Source organism: Micromonospora sp. NPDC049257, assembly GCF_040678915.1.
GTDB classification, from domain to species: Bacteria; Actinomycetota; Actinomycetes; order Mycobacteriales; family Micromonosporaceae; genus Micromonospora; species Micromonospora antibiotica.
Genome location: NZ_JBFAQU010000015.1, coordinates 55,556 through 74,745 on the forward strand (window position 1 = coordinate 55,556; position 19,190 = coordinate 74,745).

At 71.9% G+C, this 19,190-nt stretch carries 18 protein-coding genes; 11 read left to right on the forward strand and 7 right to left on the reverse strand.

What is annotated here, in order from left to right:
- The first annotated feature begins 1 nt into the window (after position 1).
- Positions 2 to 2,434, forward strand: a complete 2,433-nt coding sequence (locus AB0K25_RS21315; RefSeq protein ID WP_363822204.1) for a DUF4132 domain-containing protein — start codon at positions 2 to 4, stop codon at positions 2,432 to 2,434.
- An 80-nt stretch (positions 2,435 to 2,514) separates the two neighbouring features.
- Here AB0K25_RS21315 and AB0K25_RS21320 read toward each other — a convergent pair whose 3' ends face one another.
- Positions 2,515 to 3,384 (reverse strand): helix-turn-helix transcriptional regulator, encoded by an 870-nt coding sequence (locus AB0K25_RS21320; protein ID WP_219460408.1) that lies wholly within the window; start codon positions 3,382 to 3,384, stop codon positions 2,515 to 2,517.
- A gap of 101 nt (positions 3,385 to 3,485) precedes the next feature.
- On the opposite strand from AB0K25_RS21320, the gene AB0K25_RS21325 reads away from it, so the two are divergent.
- The 7 genes from AB0K25_RS21325 (at position 3,486) to AB0K25_RS21355 (ending at position 8,877) form a co-directional block, all read left to right on the forward strand.
- Positions 3,486 to 4,259: an SDR family oxidoreductase gene (locus tag AB0K25_RS21325; protein ID WP_219460406.1), complete on the forward strand. Its 774-nt coding sequence runs from the start codon at positions 3,486 to 3,488 to the stop codon at positions 4,257 to 4,259.
- A gap of 115 nt (positions 4,260 to 4,374) precedes the next feature.
- Positions 4,375 to 5,205: a M23 family metallopeptidase gene (locus tag AB0K25_RS21330; RefSeq protein ID WP_219460403.1), complete on the forward strand. Its 831-nt coding sequence runs from the start codon at positions 4,375 to 4,377 to the stop codon at positions 5,203 to 5,205.
- 137 nt (positions 5,206 to 5,342) lie between these two features.
- A complete protein-coding gene (locus tag AB0K25_RS21335; RefSeq protein ID WP_208570549.1) occupies positions 5,343 to 5,513 on the forward strand; it encodes a hypothetical protein in 171 nt (56 codons plus the stop codon).
- A 218-nt stretch (positions 5,514 to 5,731) separates the two neighbouring features.
- Positions 5,732 to 6,064, forward strand: a complete 333-nt coding sequence (locus AB0K25_RS21340; protein WP_219460401.1) for a hypothetical protein — start codon at positions 5,732 to 5,734, stop codon at positions 6,062 to 6,064.
- Positions 6,065 to 6,283: 219 nt separating this feature from the next.
- Entirely contained in the window at positions 6,284 to 7,051 is a 768-nt protein-coding gene (locus AB0K25_RS21345; RefSeq protein ID WP_219460398.1) for a hypothetical protein, read from the forward strand.
- Between the two features lie 82 nt (positions 7,052 to 7,133).
- Entirely contained in the window at positions 7,134 to 7,487 is a 354-nt protein-coding gene (locus AB0K25_RS21350) for a hypothetical protein (RefSeq protein WP_219460395.1), read from the forward strand.
- Between the two features lie 739 nt (positions 7,488 to 8,226).
- Positions 8,227 to 8,877 carry a DUF4291 domain-containing protein gene (locus AB0K25_RS21355; RefSeq protein ID WP_363822209.1) on the forward strand — a complete coding sequence of 217 codons (651 nt, stop codon included), beginning with the start codon at positions 8,227 to 8,229 and terminating at the stop codon, positions 8,875 to 8,877.
- 150 nt (positions 8,878 to 9,027) lie between these two features.
- Here the strand turns inward: AB0K25_RS21355 and AB0K25_RS21360 are convergent, their stop codons facing one another.
- Both AB0K25_RS21360 and AB0K25_RS21365 read right to left on the reverse strand, forming a co-directional pair.
- Positions 9,028 to 10,557: a hypothetical protein gene (locus AB0K25_RS21360; protein ID WP_363822212.1), complete on the reverse strand. Its 1,530-nt coding sequence runs from the start codon at positions 10,555 to 10,557 to the stop codon at positions 9,028 to 9,030.
- The gene (locus AB0K25_RS21365; protein WP_219460389.1) at positions 10,554 to 11,090 is read right to left on the reverse strand and encodes a hypothetical protein; all 537 of its coding nucleotides are present in this window, start codon (positions 11,088 to 11,090) and stop codon (positions 10,554 to 10,556) included. The genes AB0K25_RS21360 and AB0K25_RS21365 overlap by 4 nt, the downstream gene beginning before the upstream one ends.
- Before the next feature lie 379 nt (positions 11,091 to 11,469).
- On the opposite strand from AB0K25_RS21365, the gene AB0K25_RS21370 reads away from it, so the two are divergent.
- Positions 11,470 to 12,357: a macro domain-containing protein gene (locus AB0K25_RS21370; protein WP_219460386.1), complete on the forward strand. Its 888-nt coding sequence runs from the start codon at positions 11,470 to 11,472 to the stop codon at positions 12,355 to 12,357.
- Between the two features lie 29 nt (positions 12,358 to 12,386).
- Here AB0K25_RS21370 and AB0K25_RS21375 read toward each other — a convergent pair whose 3' ends face one another.
- On the reverse strand, positions 12,387 to 13,961 hold the full coding sequence (locus AB0K25_RS21375) for a hypothetical protein (protein WP_219460383.1): 1,575 nt from the start codon (positions 13,959 to 13,961) through the stop codon (positions 12,387 to 12,389).
- 26 nt (positions 13,962 to 13,987) lie between these two features.
- Between AB0K25_RS21375 and AB0K25_RS21380 the strand changes: the two genes are divergently transcribed.
- Together AB0K25_RS21380 and AB0K25_RS21385 are read left to right on the forward strand one after the other, a co-directional pair.
- Entirely contained in the window at positions 13,988 to 15,505 is a 1,518-nt protein-coding gene (locus AB0K25_RS21380; protein WP_357537279.1) for a hypothetical protein, read from the forward strand.
- The gene (locus AB0K25_RS21385; protein ID WP_219460379.1) at positions 15,502 to 16,692 is read left to right on the forward strand and encodes a nucleotide-binding protein; all 1,191 of its coding nucleotides are present in this window, start codon (positions 15,502 to 15,504) and stop codon (positions 16,690 to 16,692) included. Before AB0K25_RS21380 ends, AB0K25_RS21385 begins: the two co-directional genes overlap by 4 nt.
- Positions 16,693 to 16,856: 164 nt before the next feature.
- On the opposite strand, the gene AB0K25_RS21390 is transcribed toward AB0K25_RS21385, so the two are convergent.
- From AB0K25_RS21390 to AB0K25_RS21400, 3 genes are all read right to left on the reverse strand, one after another.
- Positions 16,857 to 17,675: an alpha/beta hydrolase gene (locus tag AB0K25_RS21390; protein WP_357537282.1), complete on the reverse strand. Its 819-nt coding sequence runs from the start codon at positions 17,673 to 17,675 to the stop codon at positions 16,857 to 16,859.
- 19 nt (positions 17,676 to 17,694) lie between these two features.
- A complete protein-coding gene (locus tag AB0K25_RS21395) occupies positions 17,695 to 18,264 on the reverse strand; it encodes a DJ-1/PfpI family protein (RefSeq protein ID WP_208570275.1) in 570 nt (189 codons plus the stop codon).
- A 93-nt stretch (positions 18,265 to 18,357) separates the two neighbouring features.
- On the reverse strand, positions 18,358 to 19,146 hold the full coding sequence (locus AB0K25_RS21400; RefSeq protein WP_363822217.1) for a GntR family transcriptional regulator: 789 nt from the start codon (positions 19,144 to 19,146) through the stop codon (positions 18,358 to 18,360).
- Positions 19,147 to 19,190: the final 44 nt, after the last annotated feature.

Here is a 19,190-nt window from a genome sequence, read left to right on the forward strand (position 1 = left end):
GGTGGCTGACTGGGCACTGCTGCTTCCCCCGCTGGGCGCGGCGGATCGCCGGCGGGTGGAGACCGGGGTCGCCGAAGCCGATGCCCAGGTTCGGCCGCTGCTCCGGCTGGCGAGCACCCACCACTGGACGTCGTCGGTGACCCGCACCCCGCAGTGGGCCGTCACCGGGTCGTGGCCGTCCGAGCTTCGCCGCTGTGCGGCGCTGGCCGTGCACCGGGAGGTGGTGGCCAGTTCGATGCCGTCGGTGCTGAACGACGTCGTACGGAGTCTCGCCGACGGTGAGCACGACTGGACCCGGGCGGATCTTCTGTGGTGTCTGGAGGTTGTCGGACAGGGCCTCGACTACGACCTCGGCGTCCGCCTGGAGTTGCCGGCGGCGATCGCCGCGCACCTGGCTCCCGCCGACCTGGCCGATCTCGCGCCGGTGCTCTCGGGCCTGTTCGACGAGCTCGCCGCCAGCAACTTCCCGACGGCCGGCCCCCGACGTCGGGTCGTCATGCTGATCGGGGAGGCGCTCGACCGTGCCACGGGTCGCCGGGTGCCGTCCTGGTTGCTGCACCACGGGGACGAGTTCGGTCCGCTCGTCCGCGCCGACCTGGGGGACGTCCTCGCCGCGCCGGGCGTGCCCGGGTTGCTGGCGCACTGTGCCTCGCTCGGCAGGCCGGCGGCGTCGGCGACCTGGCTGCGCGGCCTGGACCAGCAGCTCACGACCGCCCCCGACGGGAGGAGGGCGGTCCGTACGATCCTGGAGGTGTTCGCCGCCCACCGGCACCCGGTGCACGACGACTCGGACCGCCTCCTGCGGGGCCTGGTGTGGGCGTTGTCGCGGGAGTCGGACGCGGCGGCGACGGACCTGCTGGCCCGGGTCACCGCTGCCGCCTCGGCAGCACCCCGCCAGGCGGCGGGTTTCCCGCATGCCCAGCGCACCGCGATCGCGGCCGTGCAACTGCTCGCCGGGCGCGACGGTGAGACGCCGCTGCGGACCCTGGCACGGCTCGCGGTGACCGTGAAGAACAAGGCGGTACGCGCTCGGGTGCACACCGCGCTGACCCGCCTCGGCGCTCTGCGGGGGTGGTCCCTGAGCGAGGTGCTGGAACTCGCCGTCGACGACCACGGGCTCGACCCGGCCGGGACCCGGCGGACCCCGGTCGGCCCGTACGAGGCGACGGTGCGGATCGAGGGTGAGCAGGCCCGCCTGACCTTCGCCCGCGGCGACGTCGGACTCAAGGGCGTTCCCGCGGTGCTCAAGGAGACGCACGCCGACGAGCTGAAACAGCTACGCGACTCGGTGAAGGCCGGCAACGCGACGCTGACCGCCGAGCGTCAACGGGTGGAGGCGCTGCTGTCCGAGGAGCGCACCTGGGCGTACCCGGACTGGGTGTCCCGCTTCCTGGACCACCCGGTCACCGGGGCGTACGGGCGGCGGCTGCTCTGGGAGACCAGCACCGACGGGTACGACTGGTCGGCGGGCCTGCCCCGCGAGGACGCCGACGGGTGGGTGATCGTCGGTCTCGACGGGCGGCCGGCACGCGGGGGCCGGGTCCGGTTGTGGCACCCTGTCCGCGCCGGGATGGACCAGGCCCTCGCCTGGCGTGACCGGGTGCTCGTCACGGGCCTGACGCAGCCGTTCAAGCAGGCGTTCCGCGAGGTCTACCTGCTCACGCCGGCCGAGGAGCGGACCGGTTCCTACTCCAACCGGTTCGCCGCGCACATCCTGCGCTACCGCCAGGCGAACGCGCTCATGCGCGCCCGCGGCTGGCAGGCCGGCTACCTGGGCACCTGGGACGGCGGGTACGACAGCGAAGCCACGAAGCTCTTCGGCGGCGGTGCGTGGCGGGCGTCCTTCCACCACCACCTGGTCGGCACCGGCGATCCCCACCACGACGACGTCGACCACTGTGCCACCGATCAGGTGCGTTTCGCCCGCTCCGACGGCGCGACCTGGCGACCTGTGTCGGTCGCGGAGGTGCCGCCGCTGGTGTTCACCGAGGCGATGCGGGACGTGGACCTGTTCGTCGGCGTCACCTCCATCGCCACCGACCCGCAGTGGGCCGACCGGGGCGAGGACCGGTTCCGGGACTACTGGCACCGGACCGTGGTCGGGGCACTGACCCCGTCGGCGGAGATTCGCCGCGACGCCCTGGCCCGGCTGCTCCCCCGCCTGACCATCGCCGACCGGGTCACCCTCACGGACCGCTACCTGCACGTACGCGGGAACCTGCGCGGCTACCGGATCCACCTCGGCTCCGGCAACATCCTGATGGAGCCCCACGACGCATACCTGTGCATCGTCCCCGCGCGCGGGGGCACCGGCCGGCTGCACCTGCCGTTCGAGGACGACCCGATGTTGTCGATGATCCTGTCGAAGGCGATCATGCTCGCCGCCGACGACACGATCACCGACCCCACGGTGCTGGGGCAGCTCGCCCGATGACCGGGCGGGGCGGGCCCCGACGTCGTTCTCGCCGCATCGCCGCGTTCACCGCGCCTGTGCTGATCAGCCGGGCGGCTCGTTCAGGTGGTGGATCGGCCCGCACCGGGTGCCGCCTGCGGCTCGGTTGTCCAGCTGGCCAGCAGGGGCAGCACCCGCGCCGTGGGTGAGTCGGGTTCGACGGTGTAGACGACCAGACGTTGCTCGGGATCGTGCGGCCCGACGACGGATTCGATGCCGAAGCTGAGCGGTCCGGCCGTCGGGTGGACCAGTTGCTTGGTCAGCGAGGTACGGAAGGTGACCCGCTGGTCGTCCCACCACTGCGCCACGTCGGGATCGCCGTCCCGCAGCTCCTGCACCAGCTCGACGAGTCGCCGGTCGTCGGGGTGGCGTCCCACCTCGTAGCGCAGCGCTCCGACCGCGGCGGCGGCGAAGTCGGCCCAGTTGACGATCCGCACCCGCGCGTCGGGGTCCAGGAACAGCCACCGCGCGAACGACGACCCCGGTTCGGCGGCTGACCCCAGCACCGCGCTCAACAGCCCGTTGCGCGCCAGCACCTGCGTACGGCGTCCCAGCAGCAGCACCGGGACGTGGCTCAGCGCTCCCATCAGGCGCAGCATCCCCGGGTCGGGTCGCTGCGCGACCTCCGGCCCCACCCACCGCCGCCGCGAGGTCGGCGCGGCCAGATCCCGCAGGTGGGCACGTTCGATCTCGTCGAGCTGCAGCGCCCGCGACAACGCCTGCACCACCTCGTCGGTGACGACGTGCTGGCGTCCCTGTTCCAGGCGGCTGTAGTGGTCCGGGCTCAGCCCGGCGAGCACGGCGAGTTCCTCCTTGCGTAGACCCGGCACCCGCCGTGGGCCGGGGAATGCCTCGATGCCGGCCTGGGCGGGGGTCAGGCGGTCCCGCCGAGACCGTAGGAACGCCCCCAGGGCAGTGCGGTCGGCAGGCACCCACCCAGTGTAGGAGCGGACCTCGGCGCGAGCCTGGTCATGCGGTGACCGGGCAGCACGCGCCCTGGTGCGGGCCGCGTGCCTGCCCTGGGATGGTGACCATGACCCACCCCGAGACTCCTGCCGGGCGGATCGGCACCGTCCTGATCACCGGCTCCACCAGCGGCATCGGTGCCGCCACCGCCCGGATACTGGCGGCGCGGGGATGGCGCGTCGTCGTCACCGGCCGCGATCGGACCCGCGGTGCCGCCGTCGTCGCCGACATCGAGGGCACCGGCGGACACGCCGTGTTCGTCGCCTCCGACCTGACCGGCCCGCCCGCAGTGCTGCGGGACTTCGCCCGCGCCGCCAGCGAGGCCGCCGGTGGGCACCTGGACGCGCTGGTCCACAACGCCGCGCTGTGCCCGGCCGTCGACACCGTACGCCTCACCGACACCGACCTGGAGGCCACGCTCGCGGTCAACGTCCGCGCCCCGCACGTCCTGACCGCCACCCTGGCTCCGGCGATGGCGGCACGCGGTCACGGCGCGATCGTGGTCATCGGCTCGTGGATGGCCCACGTCGGGCACCCCTTCGTCGGGCTGTACTCGGCGACCAAGGCCGCGGAGATCCAACTCGCCCGCAGTTGGGCCGCGGAGTTCGGTCCCCACGGGGTACGGGTCAACACCGTCTCCCCCGGGGCGACGCGTACCCCGATCAACGCCGGCGACGGCGACGTGATCGCCCGGATGACCGCCGGCACCCCCGCCGGACGACCCGGGACCCCCGACGAGACCGCCGACGCGGTGGCGTGGCTGCTCTCGGAGCAGGCCGGCTACGTCCACGGCGCGGAGATCGCCGTCGACGGAGGTATCACGGCGACCCGTCCCGGTTGAGTGCCGTCACGCAGGCCCGAAGACGCCGGGTGTGCTCGCCGGAAGGTCATCGACGCTCCCAAACGATCGGGGTGAATCCCTTGCCCCGCAACGGAGATGACCTTAGGTTACATTGATGATCCTCAGTGGTGAGCCGCACCCTGACCCTCCGCGGAACGCCGGGGCCGGCGCTCCGCGGCCCGAGGATCTCGATGGCGTCGCCTATCTGCGGGGGCTGTCGAGGCGGGGCTTCATCACGGCGGCCGCGTTGGCGGCATCCGGGTTGTCGGCCGCCTTCGCGCTGCTGCCCGACTCCGCCCGGGCTGCCGGTGGCTACCTGCGACCGTGCGGAAACGTCCGGATTTCCAGCTCCTGGCAGGACCACCGCAACCGGACGCCGCCCTCGGGTGAGCCGGGCACCGACTACGCGGTCGGCACCGGCACTCCCGTCATGGCCGCGGCGAACGGCACGATCCGCTTCGTGAAGACCGACACCGCCACCGCCACCGGGCGCGTCGTGGGAATGGCCCACGACGACGGCAACTACAGCCGGCACCTGCACCTGTCGACGATCACCGTCTCCGTCGGTCAACGTGTGTCACGAGACCAGCCGATCGCGTACTCCGGCTCCTCGGCGAACGGCAGTGACCACGGTGTCGGACCGCACGTGCACACGAGTCTCTGGCTGAACACCGCAAGCCCGACGAACTTCTCCGCGACGGTGGACTTCGAGAACCACGTCGGAGACGTCGCCAACCCGAACCCGCCGGACCAGGAGGTAGACGAGGTGTTCATCGCGAACGTGAAAGGTAGCTGGTACCTCATAGTCCCCCAGGGGACCGGTAAGCCGCGGGCGGTGGTCCTGGGTGGCGACAGCAACGCCGCCGCCGCCGGCCTTCCCGTGCTGAACTTCAGCTGGGACCCGTCGATCAACGCGCTCCGGGCCGCGGTCGACGGCATCGGCTGAGCTGGCCCGGGATCTCCTCCGGTCACCGGTCGTCCGCCCGCGCCGCCGTCGTCCCCGCCGAAGGCGGACCGGGACGACCATGAAGGGTGGGCCGAGGCAAGTGGGTGCCCGATGCGACCATGGCGGATAATTGCCCGATGACAAATCCAGACCTCGACCCCGACGTCTACCCACCCCTGGACCCCGGTGAGCCGGTGCCGGACGACGCCGGCGAACTCCTCCCCGATACGCCCGGCGAGCTGCCGGAGGCACCGGTCGAGCCGATGCCCGACGACGGCGAGCCGGGCGGCGTGCCCGAGCCGGCCTGACGGCGAGCGCGGACGGGCCGGCCGCTCGTGCGCGCCTCCACCGGCCGCCGCCGGTCACGTCCCGGCCACCTTCGGTCACGTCTCGGTAGCCTTCGGTCACGTCCCGGTCGCTCTGCTCACGTCCCGGTCGGCGCAGGCGACGGTCGGGGGCCGCAGACGTGATGTCGACGCCCCCCGCCGCCGCGCCGACGGGGGGCGTAGGTCAGCGGCTCCGACCGGTGGGACTGCGCCGCCACCCTTCGAGCTTCCCAGGGTTACGGACCGGGTGCTGCCCGTACGGCTGGGTCGGCAGATCGTCCTTCGCCGAGCAGGCCGGATGGTCGCTCACCACGGCGGGACGCCGGCGCAACGAGGCGCAACTGCGCGCCGAACTCGACCGTGTCCGCGCCCACGGCACCGTCGCCGACACCCACGAACTCTTCCTGACCCTCAACGGCGGGGCGACCCGGGTCTTCACCGCCTGGCAGCTGCGACACCGGGCGAGGCCACCGGGACGCTACGTCACCTCGCCGGCCTCGCCGACGAACTCCGCGACCTCGAACGACACCTGACTGCGTGCCTGGCCCGCTTCGCCGGCTACCACGACCGGGTCACCCGGGCGCTCACCCGGGCCGGCGACGATTTGGCGTGGATCACCGGCGTGCAGGTCGACTCGTGCCACCACGTCTGGTTCGAACTCCACGAGGACCTGATCGCCACCCTCGGCATCACCCGCTGACCGCACCACGCATCGACTCCCGCAACTGGCGCGGGGCTGGGACACTGCGCCCATGAGTCAGGGTGTGCCCGGCGTGTCGTCCGGCCGGTGGTGGGGAGCGTTACGGATCGCCCTGGTCCTGCTGTGGCTGCTCGGGGCGGCGACGACGTGGTGGACCGCTCCGCGCCAGCAGGGCTACGACCGGGCCAGGGTGGACGTGGTCGCGGGCCGGGTGGTCGCGTACCAGTGGGGTGACCGGTGGCAGGTGGACCGTTCGCCACCCTGGTTCGGCTCCGCCACCCTGTGGGCCTCCGGCACCTCCGGGCCGCTGTTCGCGTGGAGAACACCCGACGGGCGGGTGCACTGGACGAACACCGACCGGTTCGGACAGGTGAGCACCACCGGGACCGTCGAGCAGGAGACCTACTCGGGACCCGGTGCCGTCGGTATCGCGCAGCAGCTGCGGGTCGCCGGGCTCGAACACCGCGCCGGTGGCGTCCACTCACCGATGACCGTCGTCAGCGGGACCGGCCTCCTCGTCGCAGTCGTCGCGCTCGTCGTCGTCGCCGCCGGCCCGGCTCCGGTCCGGGGCACCCGGTGGTTCTGGTTCTGGCTGATCTGCCTCGCCCCGTACGGCCTCGGACTGCTGTTCTGGATGGCCCGGGACCACCCGTGGTCGAGGTCCACGGCGGCGGTGACCACGCGGAGCCCGACGTACCCACGGGACCGGGGCGTGCTCGGCTTCGGCGTCGGCGCTCTCGCGTCGGTTCTGATCGGTGCCGTGCTGCTGGTCCTGCACCAGTCACTGGGTGACTGGTGGGTGCCGCGACCGGACGCCTAGCAGCACGCGGTCTCCCCGCGTATCGACCGGGGACGGGTCCGAACGGTCCTCGGGTGCGACCGGGGTGCGGGACAATGCTCCCATGACCTCTACCGGATCGTCGCGGCTGTCGTTGTGGTCCACCGACTCGGTGCTGTCGATCGGGTCGCGGGGCTCGGTGCTGTCCATCGGCAGCGTCGGCTCGATCGCCTCCGTCGGCAGCGTCGGCTCCGCCGGATCGGTCCTGTCCATCGGGTCGGCACTCTCGGTCGGGTCGGCCCTGTCGTGGCGGTCCCGCTGGTCGCTGCTGGCCGACCGTTCCTCGGGGGCCGCGATGGGTTCCCGCGAGAGCGCCCGCACGCTGGTCGGTCCGACGGCGACGGTGGCGGCCGTGGCGTTGGCCGCCTACGCCGGCTACCTCCTGACCCGCAGCCGCCATCCGGGTGAGGGTCGTTGAGGGCGGACGCGGCAGGGGTGCCGGGGGAAGGTGGCACCCGGCACCTTCGGCAGTTTCCGGGCTTGTCGTTGCGTGTCACAGCGGTCCAAGTGAGCAGCTGGCCGGGCACCACCGTGACCAGGTAGGGGCTGCCGTCGGACTGCTTGAGCGTCTTCGCGTACGCGTCGCTGACGGCGTGGACGCGCAGTTCGAAGCTCTGCCCCGGTGACCTGTCGTCGCCGACCACGACGCGGTTCGCCGGCCAGGTGTGCGGGGTGGGGAAGTGGAGCGGCTGTTCGTAGGAGTAGCCCTGGACACCGGCCGCGCGCACGAAGATCACGGCGGTTCGTCCCGCTGCCGGCTCGTCCCCCGTGCCGGAGACGTCCGAGCAGTTCGGCACGACCGTCGCACTCGTGATCGCGAAGCGCACCGACGGGGTCCTGGACGGTGTCGGAGCCGTCGTGGAGGGCGTCCGGGTGGGAGGTGGACTGCTTCGTGTCGGCGGTGGAGTCGTCGTCTCCGGTCCGGTCGATGCGTCAGAAGTCGGCGTCCCTGGTGGAGATGGCGTCGGGGCCGGGGGTGACGTCTGGCCGAGCGACGACTCAGCCGACCCGGGTTTTCAGTACGCAAGGTGCGAGCAACAGACACTCTCCTTCGTGGCGGCGATCGGCGCGACGGCACGGTCCACTGGGGATGATGCGGCTCGGTGGAGGCGCGAATCCGGTGGACCTGTCGGTTCCTGATCGTCGAGGATCGGCGGATGTCCGTACCCGTACGTCAGATCCGTGCTCGCTACTCGACCACGACGATCACCGTGTACCAGGCGTACCCGCCGCAGATCGCGCTGCCGGCGGTGTCCGCCGGACGTTTCGTGGCCCCCTTCAAACGGGACCGGATGACGTGGATCAAACCGTCGTTCCTGTGGATGATGTACCGCTGCGGCTGGGCCACCAAGCCCGGGCAGGAACGCGTGCTGTCCATCGAGATCACCCGGGCGGGTTTCGAGTGGGCGTTGGCACACGCCTGCCTGAGCCACTACGACCGTGACCTGCACGGCGACGCGGCGACCTGGGCGCAGCAGGTGAAGACCAGCCCGGTCCGGGTGCAGTGGGACCCGGAGCGGTCGCTGCGTCTGACCGCGTTGCCGTACCGGTCGCTACAGGTCGGGCTGTCCGGCGAGGCCGTCCACCGGTACGTCGACGACTGGATCGTCGCCGTCGAGGACGTCACCCCCGCCGTCGAGCAGATCCGGGACCTGCTGCGCCGGGGTGACGAGCAGGCAGCGGCAGCACGCCTGCCCGCCGAGCGCGGCTATCCGCTCCCGGACCGGATCGCCGTCGGCCTCGCGGCCAGCCCCGATGTCGCCGCTGCGCCGGGAGTCCCGCTCGACGGCACCGGCAGGGGCAACTGACGCCCTGCGGCCTGGCCGCAGCAGATCACCCGCCCGCCGACGTTCCGGCGGCTTCGGCCGCCGCCGCGCCGTGCTCCCCTGGCCCGGGGCGCACGGTGCTACACCGCGGGCCCGGACCGCCGCCGACGGGCGCCAGGCGTCACGTCCGGCTCAGGGCGGAAAACCCGGCGGCCGGGGCCACTGCTCCGCCTCCGGGTCGGGCCGGTAGCCCGGTGGCGGCTGCCCGGCGGGTGGGCGTACCGAGGACGGCGGCGCGGCGGACGGGCCCGGACCGTGCGCCCCGGCGGCGGGTGCAACGGTGACCCCGGCCACGGGTGGAGGGCCGCCGCCCGGTGGGGGCGCAGCCGCGACGCCGACCACGGGCCGGGCCACGCCGGGCTCGGCCGGGACACCCGGCGCGTCCATCGGTGGGGTGGCAGGCCGCGCGGCCGGTGGCTGGTGGCTGGTGGGCTGCGGCCCCGGGAGCGCCGGTACGGCAACCCGGGGCCGCCAGACCTGCTCCCCGCCGATCAGGCTGCGGAAGTCGAACTGACACTTCGGGCAGGTGCGCAGTGCGGTCTCGGCGCGGCGGTCACCGCACTTCTGGCAGTAGGTCACCACCGTCTCGTCGGCGTCCATCCCCTGGCAGCGGGGGCAGGCGAACTTGGGACCCTTGTTGTTGAGCTGTACCAGCCGGCCGGCGAGCACGTAGGGCGTGACCAGCCCGCCGATGCTGCTGGCCAGGTCCCGGGTCCGTCGAGTGCGCTCCTGCATGCGTTCCATCTCGGGGTTGGCGACCTTCTCCAGCCGGCAGGTGGTGCAGGTGCGCAGGGTCCGTACCGGCAGCAGTCCACGTAGCCGGGCCTGCTGGTGCAGGAAGGTCACCGCCGGCACGTCCGCCGGCTCGACGGTGATCCGGTCGACCCCGCCCGCCGCGAGGCGTTCCTCGACCCGGAACACCAGCGACTGCACCTGCCCGACGAGCTTCGGCGGCATACCGCCCGGCCGGCTGACGATCAGCGTGCCGACCATCAGCATGCCGTCGGCCAGGTTGGCAGGGACCTCGGCAACGGCGTCGGCCGTCTCGAAGGTGAAGGTCGCGCCGCCGGTACGGGTGACGACCGCCTGCCGGTGCGCCTGCCCGTCGCCGTCGAGCAGCCGGCCCGCGTGCCGGGACAGTGCCGCCTGCGCGCGGTTGGCCAGGCCGGCGGCGTGCTGCATCATCGCCACGTCACCCGGGCCCGTCTGCCGCCACCATGGGCTGAACGAGGTGGCCGCCGCCGGGTCGAGCCGACCGAGTACGGCGTCGAAGGCGCTCAGCACGGACTCGAAGAGACCGACGTACACCGAGGTCACGCCCCAGTTCCGCCCCAGCCGGCCCGGCCATCGGTCGACCAGCAGCACGCCCACCAGTGCCCCTGGGCCGTCGGCCTCCAGGGTGATGCGCAGCTGTACCGGCACCTGGGTCGGCGAGAGGGTGACGCCACCGAGGCGGGAGCCGCGTACCGCCTCCAGCAGGCTGAGCTGCTCGGTCTTCAGCTCGAAGGCGAGTTCACGGAGACTGCGCAGCAGTTGCTGGCGGGCCACGCTCGGCGGGGCGCCGAGCCGTCGTTGCGCGCCGGCCGCCAGCCGGCCGGGCTCCAGCCCGGCCGCGACGACCGGCGGCACGGCTCCGGGTCCACCGGTGTCAGCCCAGCTCATTCCGCTACGTCGTAGGAGACGCTGGTGTCGAAGCTGGACCCGGTGGCGTCGTAGCCCCCGGCGTCGTAGGAGGTGTCGTACGACGTGCTGGCGTCGTAGGAGGTCGCGTCGTACGTGCTGGTGTCGTAGGAGGTGCTGGTGTCGGTGCCGCTGGTGGCCCAGTCGACCTCGGCGGCTGCGGTCTCCACGTGGTCCACGACGGCGTCGGAGTAGTCGGCGGAGACCGTGTAGTTGTTCTCGGCGATGTCGGCGTGGTCGGCCGCCCGCGCCATGGCGCTCTCGGCGACGTCGATGTTGCCGGCGGCGGCGTTCTCCACGGCGTAGTCGGCCCAGTCCTGGGCGGAGTCGGCCCAGTCGTCACCGCTGTCCGCGTGCCAGTTCGACCAGTCCTGGTCGCCGACCGCGCCGCTGATCTCACTTTCCACGATGGACGCCGAGGGTTCCGGTAGCGCCACCACCGCCTCGGTCGGGGTGGTGTCCCCGATCGGCGTGTCGGTGGTCAGGAAGTCGCCCCAGTCCGAGTCGGCACTCATGCTCTGATTCCCCATATTTCGATGAACGTTTGCGGTAGGCGGTCGTCGGCCGAGCGCTCCGGCCGACGACCAGAACTGTCCCACGATCGCGACCGGGGCCGCGCGCTCGCCGCGACGGGGGGTGGACGTGTCGGCCGAGGTCACGGTGGTTTCCGGCCGTTGCGGCGGCGACGGTGTCTAGATGCCGACAGAGACTTCACCGCACCGGTGCCCGTTGCCGGGGCCGGCGAGCCGGGTCGAAGACGACTGGTCTCCTACGGTGCACCATCGACTGAACGGTGCCCCTGGTTTCGGCTCCGCCGGTCCGGCCTCCCGTGCCATGGCGGCCCCAGCGACCACGGCAGGGCAACCGTTGGTGCGAGCTGAACACAATGTCATCATGAAGAACCTCTCGGTTGTCGGCCCGGCTTGTGCCAGCCGCGCGATCTTCCGCACCCGCCGTGGACTACGCACCCTGCTCGCTCACTTTCTCGCGGCCGTCGGCCTGGTGTCGGCAGTGGTGCAGTTCCTCGGGCAGATGTTCTTCAACCAGGCATTCCCGGCGCCAGTCGCCGTCACGGCCGTCACTCTTTTCTGCTGCTTCGCCTGGGCTGTCGCCCAGGCCTATCCCCGCTCCCGGATCGAGCGCGAGTTCAGCACGCCGGACACCACGGTCCGGGTCGAGGTCGGTGACCTGTTCGAGCAGGAGACCCACCTCGTGGTCGGCTTCACCGACACCTTCGACACGGCGGTGGGCGACGACCGCATCATCAGTGGTGCCGCCGTGCAGGGGCAGCTTCTGCACCGGCGCTACGGTGACGACCAGCGGCGTCTCGACCAGGAACTGGCAGCCGCCCTGCGGCGTGCGGCACCGATCGCGACAGAGCCACCCGGGAGCAAGCCCGGCAAGCGCAAACGGTACCCGATCGGCACAGTTGCCGTCGCCGGCCGGCCGGGGCAGCAGATCTTCGCCGTGGCGTACAGCCGTCTCGGCAACGACCTCGTACCACGCTCGTCAGTGGACGATATGTGGGTCAGCCTGAACCGGCTCTGGGACGCCGTCTACGAGCGCGCCGAACGACGCCCGCTCGCGATGCCCATCATCGGTTCGGGGCTGGCGCGCATCGATCAGCTCGACCGCGAGTCCCTACTGAAATTGATTCTCATCTCTTTCCTGGCGCGGTCCCGAAAGACGCCGATCTGCCGGGAGCTACGCATCATCGTTCATCCCGACGACCTGCACTCCGTGAATCTTCTTGAGGTCCGGGCCTTTCTCCGGGCTCTGTGACCGGGGGACGGCGGTCGAAGGCCCGGACGTCAGGTCGGGCCCCCCTGTTTGAGCAGGTGCCAGGCGTTCAGGACGAAGTCCACAGCGAAGCCGGTCGCCGCCGGGTGCTCCTCCAGCAGCGTCGGCTCCAGCACGACCTGCCCGGGGTGGCGGCGGCGGAGGCGGTCGGTGAGCAGATACATGCCTGCCGGGGTGCCGATGCACAGGAATCGGAACGGGTGGTTGCGGGTGACTGCGAGCATCAGCAAGGTGACGTCGCCGATGTCGCGGGTTGCCGTGCGGACCAGGATCCCGCTGGCCGTCCACTGCGCGACATGCCGCTCCACCGGCAGGTCCATCAACACGAACACCGGCTCGACGGTTTGCAGCATTGCCAGCAGGTCACCGTGCCGGGCCAGCGTGTGATGGGTGGTCAGGGCCAGTAGCGGCCGGTTCGCCACCATGCCCTGGCACTGCGTCGGCGTAGCCCCGTCAGGCAGTAGCCCGAGCCGGATCGTGGCACCGCTCACGCTGGCGATCGCGGCGAACCGCTCCGGCACGGCCTGCTCGCCGAACGTGAACTGGCCCTTCGCCACGGCGCCGTCCAGCCAGAGCCCACAGACATGGTCCTCGCCGCCGGCCGACTCCGCGACGGAGGCGAACTCGGCGGTCAGCGGCGCCCGGAGCAGAACCCGCTGCCGGTGCAGTTCGAGCCCGTCCTCGTGCGCCGCCAGACGCTCCCGGGCCACCGTGATCAACGCAGCTGTCTCCGGGTCGACCTCGGCGACGGCGTCCCGGTACGCGGTGGCCAGCGCGGACTGCTGGTGGGACCCGACCGAGCCGAGGCCGGCCCGGTCCAGGACCTCGCACACATGGGCGTGGCATCGGGGACCGAGGACCTCCTCCTCGAACTGGCGCAGCCGCTCGAATCCCGGCGAGCCGGCCCTCGGACGTGCCGCGCCGTCGTCACCGCCCCGTTCCGGGAACTCGGCGCGCACCGCCGCGAACAGTTGTGTCCAGGACTGCGGCCCGCCTGTCTGCTCGAACACCGCCAGACGCCGGTCCGGGCTGTCCCGGCCAGCCGCCACGTCGTCACTGGCGAGTTGGCGGAACCCGCGGTGCACCAGGTCGAGTGACATCGCAGGGCGCATGCAGACTCGCAGCACCGCGTCGATGGCGCTGATCCGAAACTGCCAGGGCCAGTCGCCCGCCACGTCGACGAGGGCAAGCCCTCGATCCAGGTACGCCAGGTACTCGCGGTTACCGACCAGCAGTTCGCGTGCGGCGTCGACACCGGTCACGATGGCGGAGAGCGTCGTCGCGTACGTCTCGTGGCTGTCTCTCGACTGGTCGACCAGACGCAGAAAGACCTCGCGCAGCGTGTGCCGCCGGAATCCGGAGCGGGCTAGAATTCCCGCACCGGTCGCCAGCAGCCCCCATCCGGACGACCGTTGCAACTCGTGATGGAGCGCCTCGTGCAACTCTGTCATGGACACCTGGGCCGGCCCGGTCAGGCTTCCCATCGTCAGGGCCCAACTGTCCGACCCGTCGTAGGCGCCGTACTGATCGAAGCGAAGGACATCGGAGAGGTGATCTCGTCCGCAGCTCAGGGTTTCGCCGGCCATGTACCGATGATGCACCTTGGTGACCGGTGATCCCCCAGACCTTCGCCTGTTCGCGGGACGGCCTGGCCGCCGTGCTGCTCGGCGGGTACGACGGTGCGGGATCGTGGTCGATCGCCGCGCCCCAGATCCGCGGTGACGACGAACAACTGCTGGTCGAGACCCACGAGGGACTCCACCACGAGCTACAGAGTTCCACCGGCTACGGACTGGTCGCCGCGCTGTCCGCCCGGCTGTCCGGGCGGGGGGTGTCCCGCTACCGGCTCCGCGAGGTGTTTCACGAGATGGTCGTCCGGTCCCGGCAGGTCCACGAGGTGTTCGCTACCACCCTGGCGGCCGGCGTGGTCGGCGTCGATCTCACCCGGCGGCTGTTGTCCGACAACACCGACTACACAGGACACCTGGAGACCGGCCTGCGACTCGCCGGTCCCGGCGTGCCCGAGCCTCAGCGGGCCACGGTCGCGGCCGCGGTGCTGCGCTGCTGCATGGCGCCTGCCGGCGTCTCGACCCTGATCTCCAGCGGGTTCCGCCGCCTCTCCCGGGAGCACCTGGCGGCAGACGACCTCACCCCGGACGTCCGGCTGGATCGGTTCCGCGCCGCCCGCGCCGGTCCTGAGCTCGGCCGGATGGTGCGGGACCTGGCTGGCGCTCCGGAGGGGGAGCTGATGCGGGCCACGTACGAGCACGCGCGGCACGTCCTGGACCGGGTCGGCCTGCCGTCGGTCGCGTGGGCCGACCAGGCTGAGGTGGCCGAGGCGCTGCGGGCTGCGGTCGGCGCAGTGGACACCGACCTGGCGGCCCGGCTGAACATCGTGACCGGACGGCGTCCGCTGCTCGACGACGGCCTCGAATACGACCGGCAGAAGGTCGTCCTGCGCGATCGGCTGCCCGCCGAGGTCAGCATCCTGACCGATGCCGAGCAGGCCAGCCGGTCCTTTGGTGGGTCATTCGTCTGCGCCGTCTGGATGAGACGAGACGTACTGGCCAAACAGTTCCGGCTTCCGGCGACGCCTCCGTTGCCCGATCTGGTGGCGGCTCTGATCGACGGCGGTGGAACGGAGCCGGTCGTACGGCTCGGACTGCTGCCGGACGGCATGACACCCGGTGAGGTGCAGACGTGGCTCGGACCGGTGCCGGTCGTGGCGCTGACCACCCACCTCACGCTCGCCGTCCCGGAGGCCGACGCGCTGCTGCGGCGGTCCTCGCCGGTCCTCGTGTTGATGGATCTTCCGGTAGCTTGGCACGTAGCCGACTGGCTCAGGCAGGGCGCCACCGTCCGGCTGGCGCCGACGCCGCTCGACTCGCCGTTCGGTGGCGTCGAGCTGTGGTTGGCGGTGTTCGCGATCGACCGCCGACCCGGGCTTCGTTTCCTCGCGGTGGGAGGCAAGGTGGGAGTGTCGGTACTGGTGGAGCGGCTCCGGCAACGGCATGGTGAGCGGTTGGTGATCGACGGCGCGCTCCTGAGCACTGAGGCGAGCGTCGTTAACGCCGTTCTCACCAGGGTCTTCGACACCTGGCACGTGTTCGACCAGGACGCTGTCGAGTGACCGCCCGCTCCTGGCCACTGGCCCTGCTCGGCGCGACGGAGCCAACCGTCGATGGCACGGTGCCGGTGGACGCCGCATCGGTCAACCGGCTCGGCGACACCCTCGGTCTCGATCCGGACGACACCCGCGTGTGGATGCGCGGACTGATCGAGCAGGAGCATCCGCTGGCGGCGTTCGAGATGCGGTCGGGGGCTTGGCGCGTCAACCTTCTCCCGGCGGTCGCCGTCTCGGCGGTGACCGGGCTGGTCGGCGCGGCGGTGCTCCAACTGCTGGACGTCGGCTCGCTGCCCGGGGTACTGCTCGGCCTGGCCGCCGGGGCGCTGCTGCACGTCGAGCAGGTCGAGGTCGCCGAGGCTGACGTGGTCGTGCACGCCCGGCTGTGCGCGGCGGCGGCCAGCGGCGACCCGCAGAGCGTGGCGGCCCTGTACGCAGCGCTGCCCGCAGATGTCCGGGACGAGTTGACGCTGACCGAGTTCGCGGCGGTGGCGCTGCGCCTGCACGAAATCGGCCTGGTCGAATGGACCGGCACCGGCGTCAACCTCCGCGCGGCGAACGCCCGACGCGGATTCCGGTTGGTCGCCCGTGCCCCTTCGGCAGCCGCGATGTCGGCGGCGTTACCCGACGCCCCGGACACCTCCCACGAGCACCGTCAGCGGGTCTTCGTCGTCCACGGCCGCGACGACGCCTTCGTCGGGCGGATGTTCGAGCTGCTCAGCCTCCTCGGCCTGCGCCCGATGGAATGGGAGTCGCTGGTCGCGGCGGCAGACCGGGGACCCGCACCGGTCCTACACGAGGTGATCCGCGAAGGGCTGTCCCGGGCGCAGGCCGTGGTCGTGCTGCTGACCCCGGACGACGTGGTCCACCTACATCCCAATCTGCGTCGCGATCAGGAGGACGGCCACGAACTGACCCCGGCCGGTCAGCCCCGACCCAACGTCCTGATCGAGCTGGGCGGCGCCCTGTACGGTTTCGCCGACCGGACGGTCATCGTCCGGGCCGGGGCGATCCGGCCGATCGCCGATCTCGGCGGGATCAACTACATCGACTTCGACGGCCGCGAGCCGTCCCGGGCGAAACTCGTGGAGCGGCTTCGCCGGGCCGGTTGCGTCGTCGACGACCGGGGCACCGAGTGGCGGCGTCCGACCCGGTTCGAAGGGCTCGACACCTTCACCCGCCGCCCGGCCTGACCGGCACACCGGCACCCTGTTGCCGGGTCCGGAGGCCGGTCGTTTGCGCACGACGATGCGACATCGGTGATCCCGGTGGCACCTCAGGCTGTGCGCGGCGGCACCCGGCAGGGGCCGCGTCATCTGCCCGCCGGGGCGGGGGACCTGCCGCGGCGGCCGGCGCGTTACGTCCGGTCCGGGTTGAGGAAGCACGACAGCAGGTGCCGGAACTCGTGCGGGTGCTCGATCGCCGGCACGTGTCCGCAGCGATCGAACACGTGCAGACGCACGTCGGTCAGGTGGTCGAGCAGGGGTCGGGTCGCCGTCGCGAGCGGGGTGACCCGGTCATCGGCACCGTGGACGAGCAGGACGGGCGCGCGGATCGCGGCCAGCGTCCGCGCCCCGAGGGTGAGGTCGTCGACCCAGCGCGCCCGGGGCGGCGGGAACAACGCCGCGTACGCGGCGGCTCCCGCCCGCATCGCGTCCGCGCGGGCGGCGACGGCCGCGTCGGTCACCAGCGTCTGGTCGAGGAAGAGTCGACTGAGCATGTCCCGTGCCCCGACGGGGCCGGTGGGGGCGGCCCAGAGCGCGTCGAGGTCGGCCGACAGCGGTGCCCCGGGGGCACCCATCGTCGAGACCGCCACGACCCGGGTGACCTGCCGGGGGTACGCGGCCGCCAGGGCCAGCGCCACGGCCCCGCCCATGGAGTGGCCCACCACGGCGTAGTGCTCGATACCGAGCGCATCCATCAGTCCAGCGGCCTGCCGGGTCCACAGCCGGAGTCCACCCCGGGAGCCCGCCGGGACGGGGGTGCCGCCGAACCCGGCCTGGTCAGGGGCGAGCACGCGCCAGGACGGGCCCAGGGCCTGGGCCGTCGCCGCCCAGGCTCCGGACCCGGTCGTGCCGGGTCCGGAGCCGTGCAGCATCAGCACCGCCGGCCCGACGCCACTGTCGAAGACGTGGACGGGAGAGCCGTCGACGGTGACCGTCCGCGGTGTCGTCATCGGGACGGGCCGGGTGCGCTCACGCCGCGGGCGAGTCGACGGACTTCGCGAAGAGTTCCATCATCGCCCGGCCGAACTGCGGCATGTCGGGCCATCCCCGGCAGGAGACGAGGTTGCCGTCGACGACGTCGGGCGCGTCGATGACGGTCGCGCCCGCGTTCTCCATGTCACCGGTGATGGGCGGGAAGCAGGCCGTCTTGCGACCCTTGAGCAGCCCGTACACCGCGGGGACCTGCGCGCCGTGGCAGACCAGCGCGACGGGGAGGTTGCGGGCGAAGAAGTGTTCGGTGATGCGCCGGACGTCGGCGTCGACCCGGATCCACTCGGGTGCCCGTCCGCCGGGGATGATGAGGGCGTCGTAGCGTTCGACGTCGACCTCGGCCCAGGGCACGTCGACCGGCAGTTTCCTGCCGTTCTTCTCCACGTAGGCGTCGGAGTTGGGGTCGAACTCGTGGATGACCAGTTGCACGTCACGTAGCGTGCGTGACGCGACGTCGACGTCCCAGCCGCCCTCCTGCACGCGGTAGTAGGGATACATGGTGTCGAGTTCCTCGGCGGCGTCGCCGGTCAGGAGCAGCGCTCTGGGCATCTGCTTCTCCTCGCAATGTGGTGGCGGTGAGGTGGACGCGATCCAATCCGATCCAATCCGATTGAGCTAGCATTCCTCCGCCCCGCCCGCCCGTCAAGCCTGCACGGCCATCGCCTCCGCGCCCTCGATCTCGTCGAACAGCCGCCGGAAACGCTCGCCGGAGCGCAGGATGTGCCGACGCATCGCATAGGCGGCGGCGTCGGGGTCCCGCGCGGCGATCGCCGCCACCACGTCCTCGTGCTCGGCCATGGCCAGGTGGGTGACCTGCGTGTCGTGGTGCAGCCGGAACAGGTGAACGTGGCTGTGCAGCCGGGCGAGCGACTCCCGGATGACCTGGTTCTCCGCGCTCTGCGCGACGAGATCGTGGAAGGCGGCGTCGCGCAGCCCGAACGCGCCGTAGGCGGTGGGTCCGCTGCCACCCTCCAGCTCCGCCATCTCCTCCAGCATCCGCCGCAGGCCGGCGACCTGCGCCAGGGTGGCACGTTCGGCGGATCTGCGCGCCGCCGCCGGTTCGAGCAGCAGGCGGACCTCGAGCATGTCCTCGAAGCGGTGCCGGGTGATCTGGGGCGGGATGCGGTAGCCGGCGTGGGGCACCCGCACGACCAGCCCCTCGGCCTCCATCCGGTTCAGCGCGTCCCGGATCGGCGTCTGCGAGACCCCCAACTCGCGCGCCAGGACGTCGATCGTGACGCGGGAGCCGGGCTCGATCCGGAGCGACATCAGCTGTCCGAGCAGCGTGTCGTACACCTCGTCGGCAAGGCGGCCGCCAGCTCGTCCCGGCGACGTTGCGCCCGGCACGACCCTACGGCCCCGCGCGGCCGTCGCTTCGTCGTCCATCGTGACGTGGGGTCCTCTCTTGCGCCTGCGGGAACCTGTTGACATCAGTCACGACGCTGCGACATGCTGACGCCCCCCACCCGATCGTA

What these genes read in the sequence shown, in the direction of transcription:
- AB0K25_RS21325 (WP_219460406.1), top strand. Translation starts at nt 3,486, where the DNA reads ATGACCCACCCCGAGACTCCTGCCGGGCGGATCGGCACCGTCCTGATC.
- AB0K25_RS21330 (WP_219460403.1), top strand. Translation starts at nt 4,375, where the DNA reads ATGATCCTCAGTGGTGAGCCGCACCCTGACCCTCCGCGGAACGCCGGG.
- AB0K25_RS21335 (WP_208570549.1), top strand. Translation starts at nt 5,343, where the DNA reads ATGACAAATCCAGACCTCGACCCCGACGTCTACCCACCCCTGGACCCC.
- AB0K25_RS21345 (WP_219460398.1), top strand. Translation starts at nt 6,284, where the DNA reads ATGAGTCAGGGTGTGCCCGGCGTGTCGTCCGGCCGGTGGTGGGGAGCG.
- AB0K25_RS21350 (WP_219460395.1), top strand. Translation starts at nt 7,134, where the DNA reads ATGACCTCTACCGGATCGTCGCGGCTGTCGTTGTGGTCCACCGACTCG.
- AB0K25_RS21355 (WP_363822209.1), top strand. Translation starts at nt 8,227, where the DNA reads ATGTCCGTACCCGTACGTCAGATCCGTGCTCGCTACTCGACCACGACG.
- AB0K25_RS21360 (WP_363822212.1), bottom strand. Translation starts at nt 10,557, where the DNA reads ATGAGCTGGGCTGACACCGGTGGACCCGGAGCCGTGCCGCCGGTCGTC.
- AB0K25_RS21365 (WP_219460389.1), bottom strand. Translation starts at nt 11,090, where the DNA reads ATGAGTGCCGACTCGGACTGGGGCGACTTCCTGACCACCGACACGCCG.
- AB0K25_RS21370 (WP_219460386.1), top strand. Translation starts at nt 11,470, where the DNA reads ATGAAGAACCTCTCGGTTGTCGGCCCGGCTTGTGCCAGCCGCGCGATC.
- AB0K25_RS21375 (WP_219460383.1), bottom strand. Translation starts at nt 13,961, where the DNA reads ATGGCCGGCGAAACCCTGAGCTGCGGACGAGATCACCTCTCCGATGTC.
- AB0K25_RS21390 (WP_357537282.1), bottom strand. Translation starts at nt 17,675, where the DNA reads ATGACGACACCGCGGACGGTCACCGTCGACGGCTCTCCCGTCCACGTC.
- AB0K25_RS21395 (WP_208570275.1), bottom strand. Translation starts at nt 18,264, where the DNA reads ATGCCCAGAGCGCTGCTCCTGACCGGCGACGCCGCCGAGGAACTCGAC.
- AB0K25_RS21400 (WP_363822217.1), bottom strand. Translation starts at nt 19,146, where the DNA reads ATGTCAACAGGTTCCCGCAGGCGCAAGAGAGGACCCCACGTCACGATG.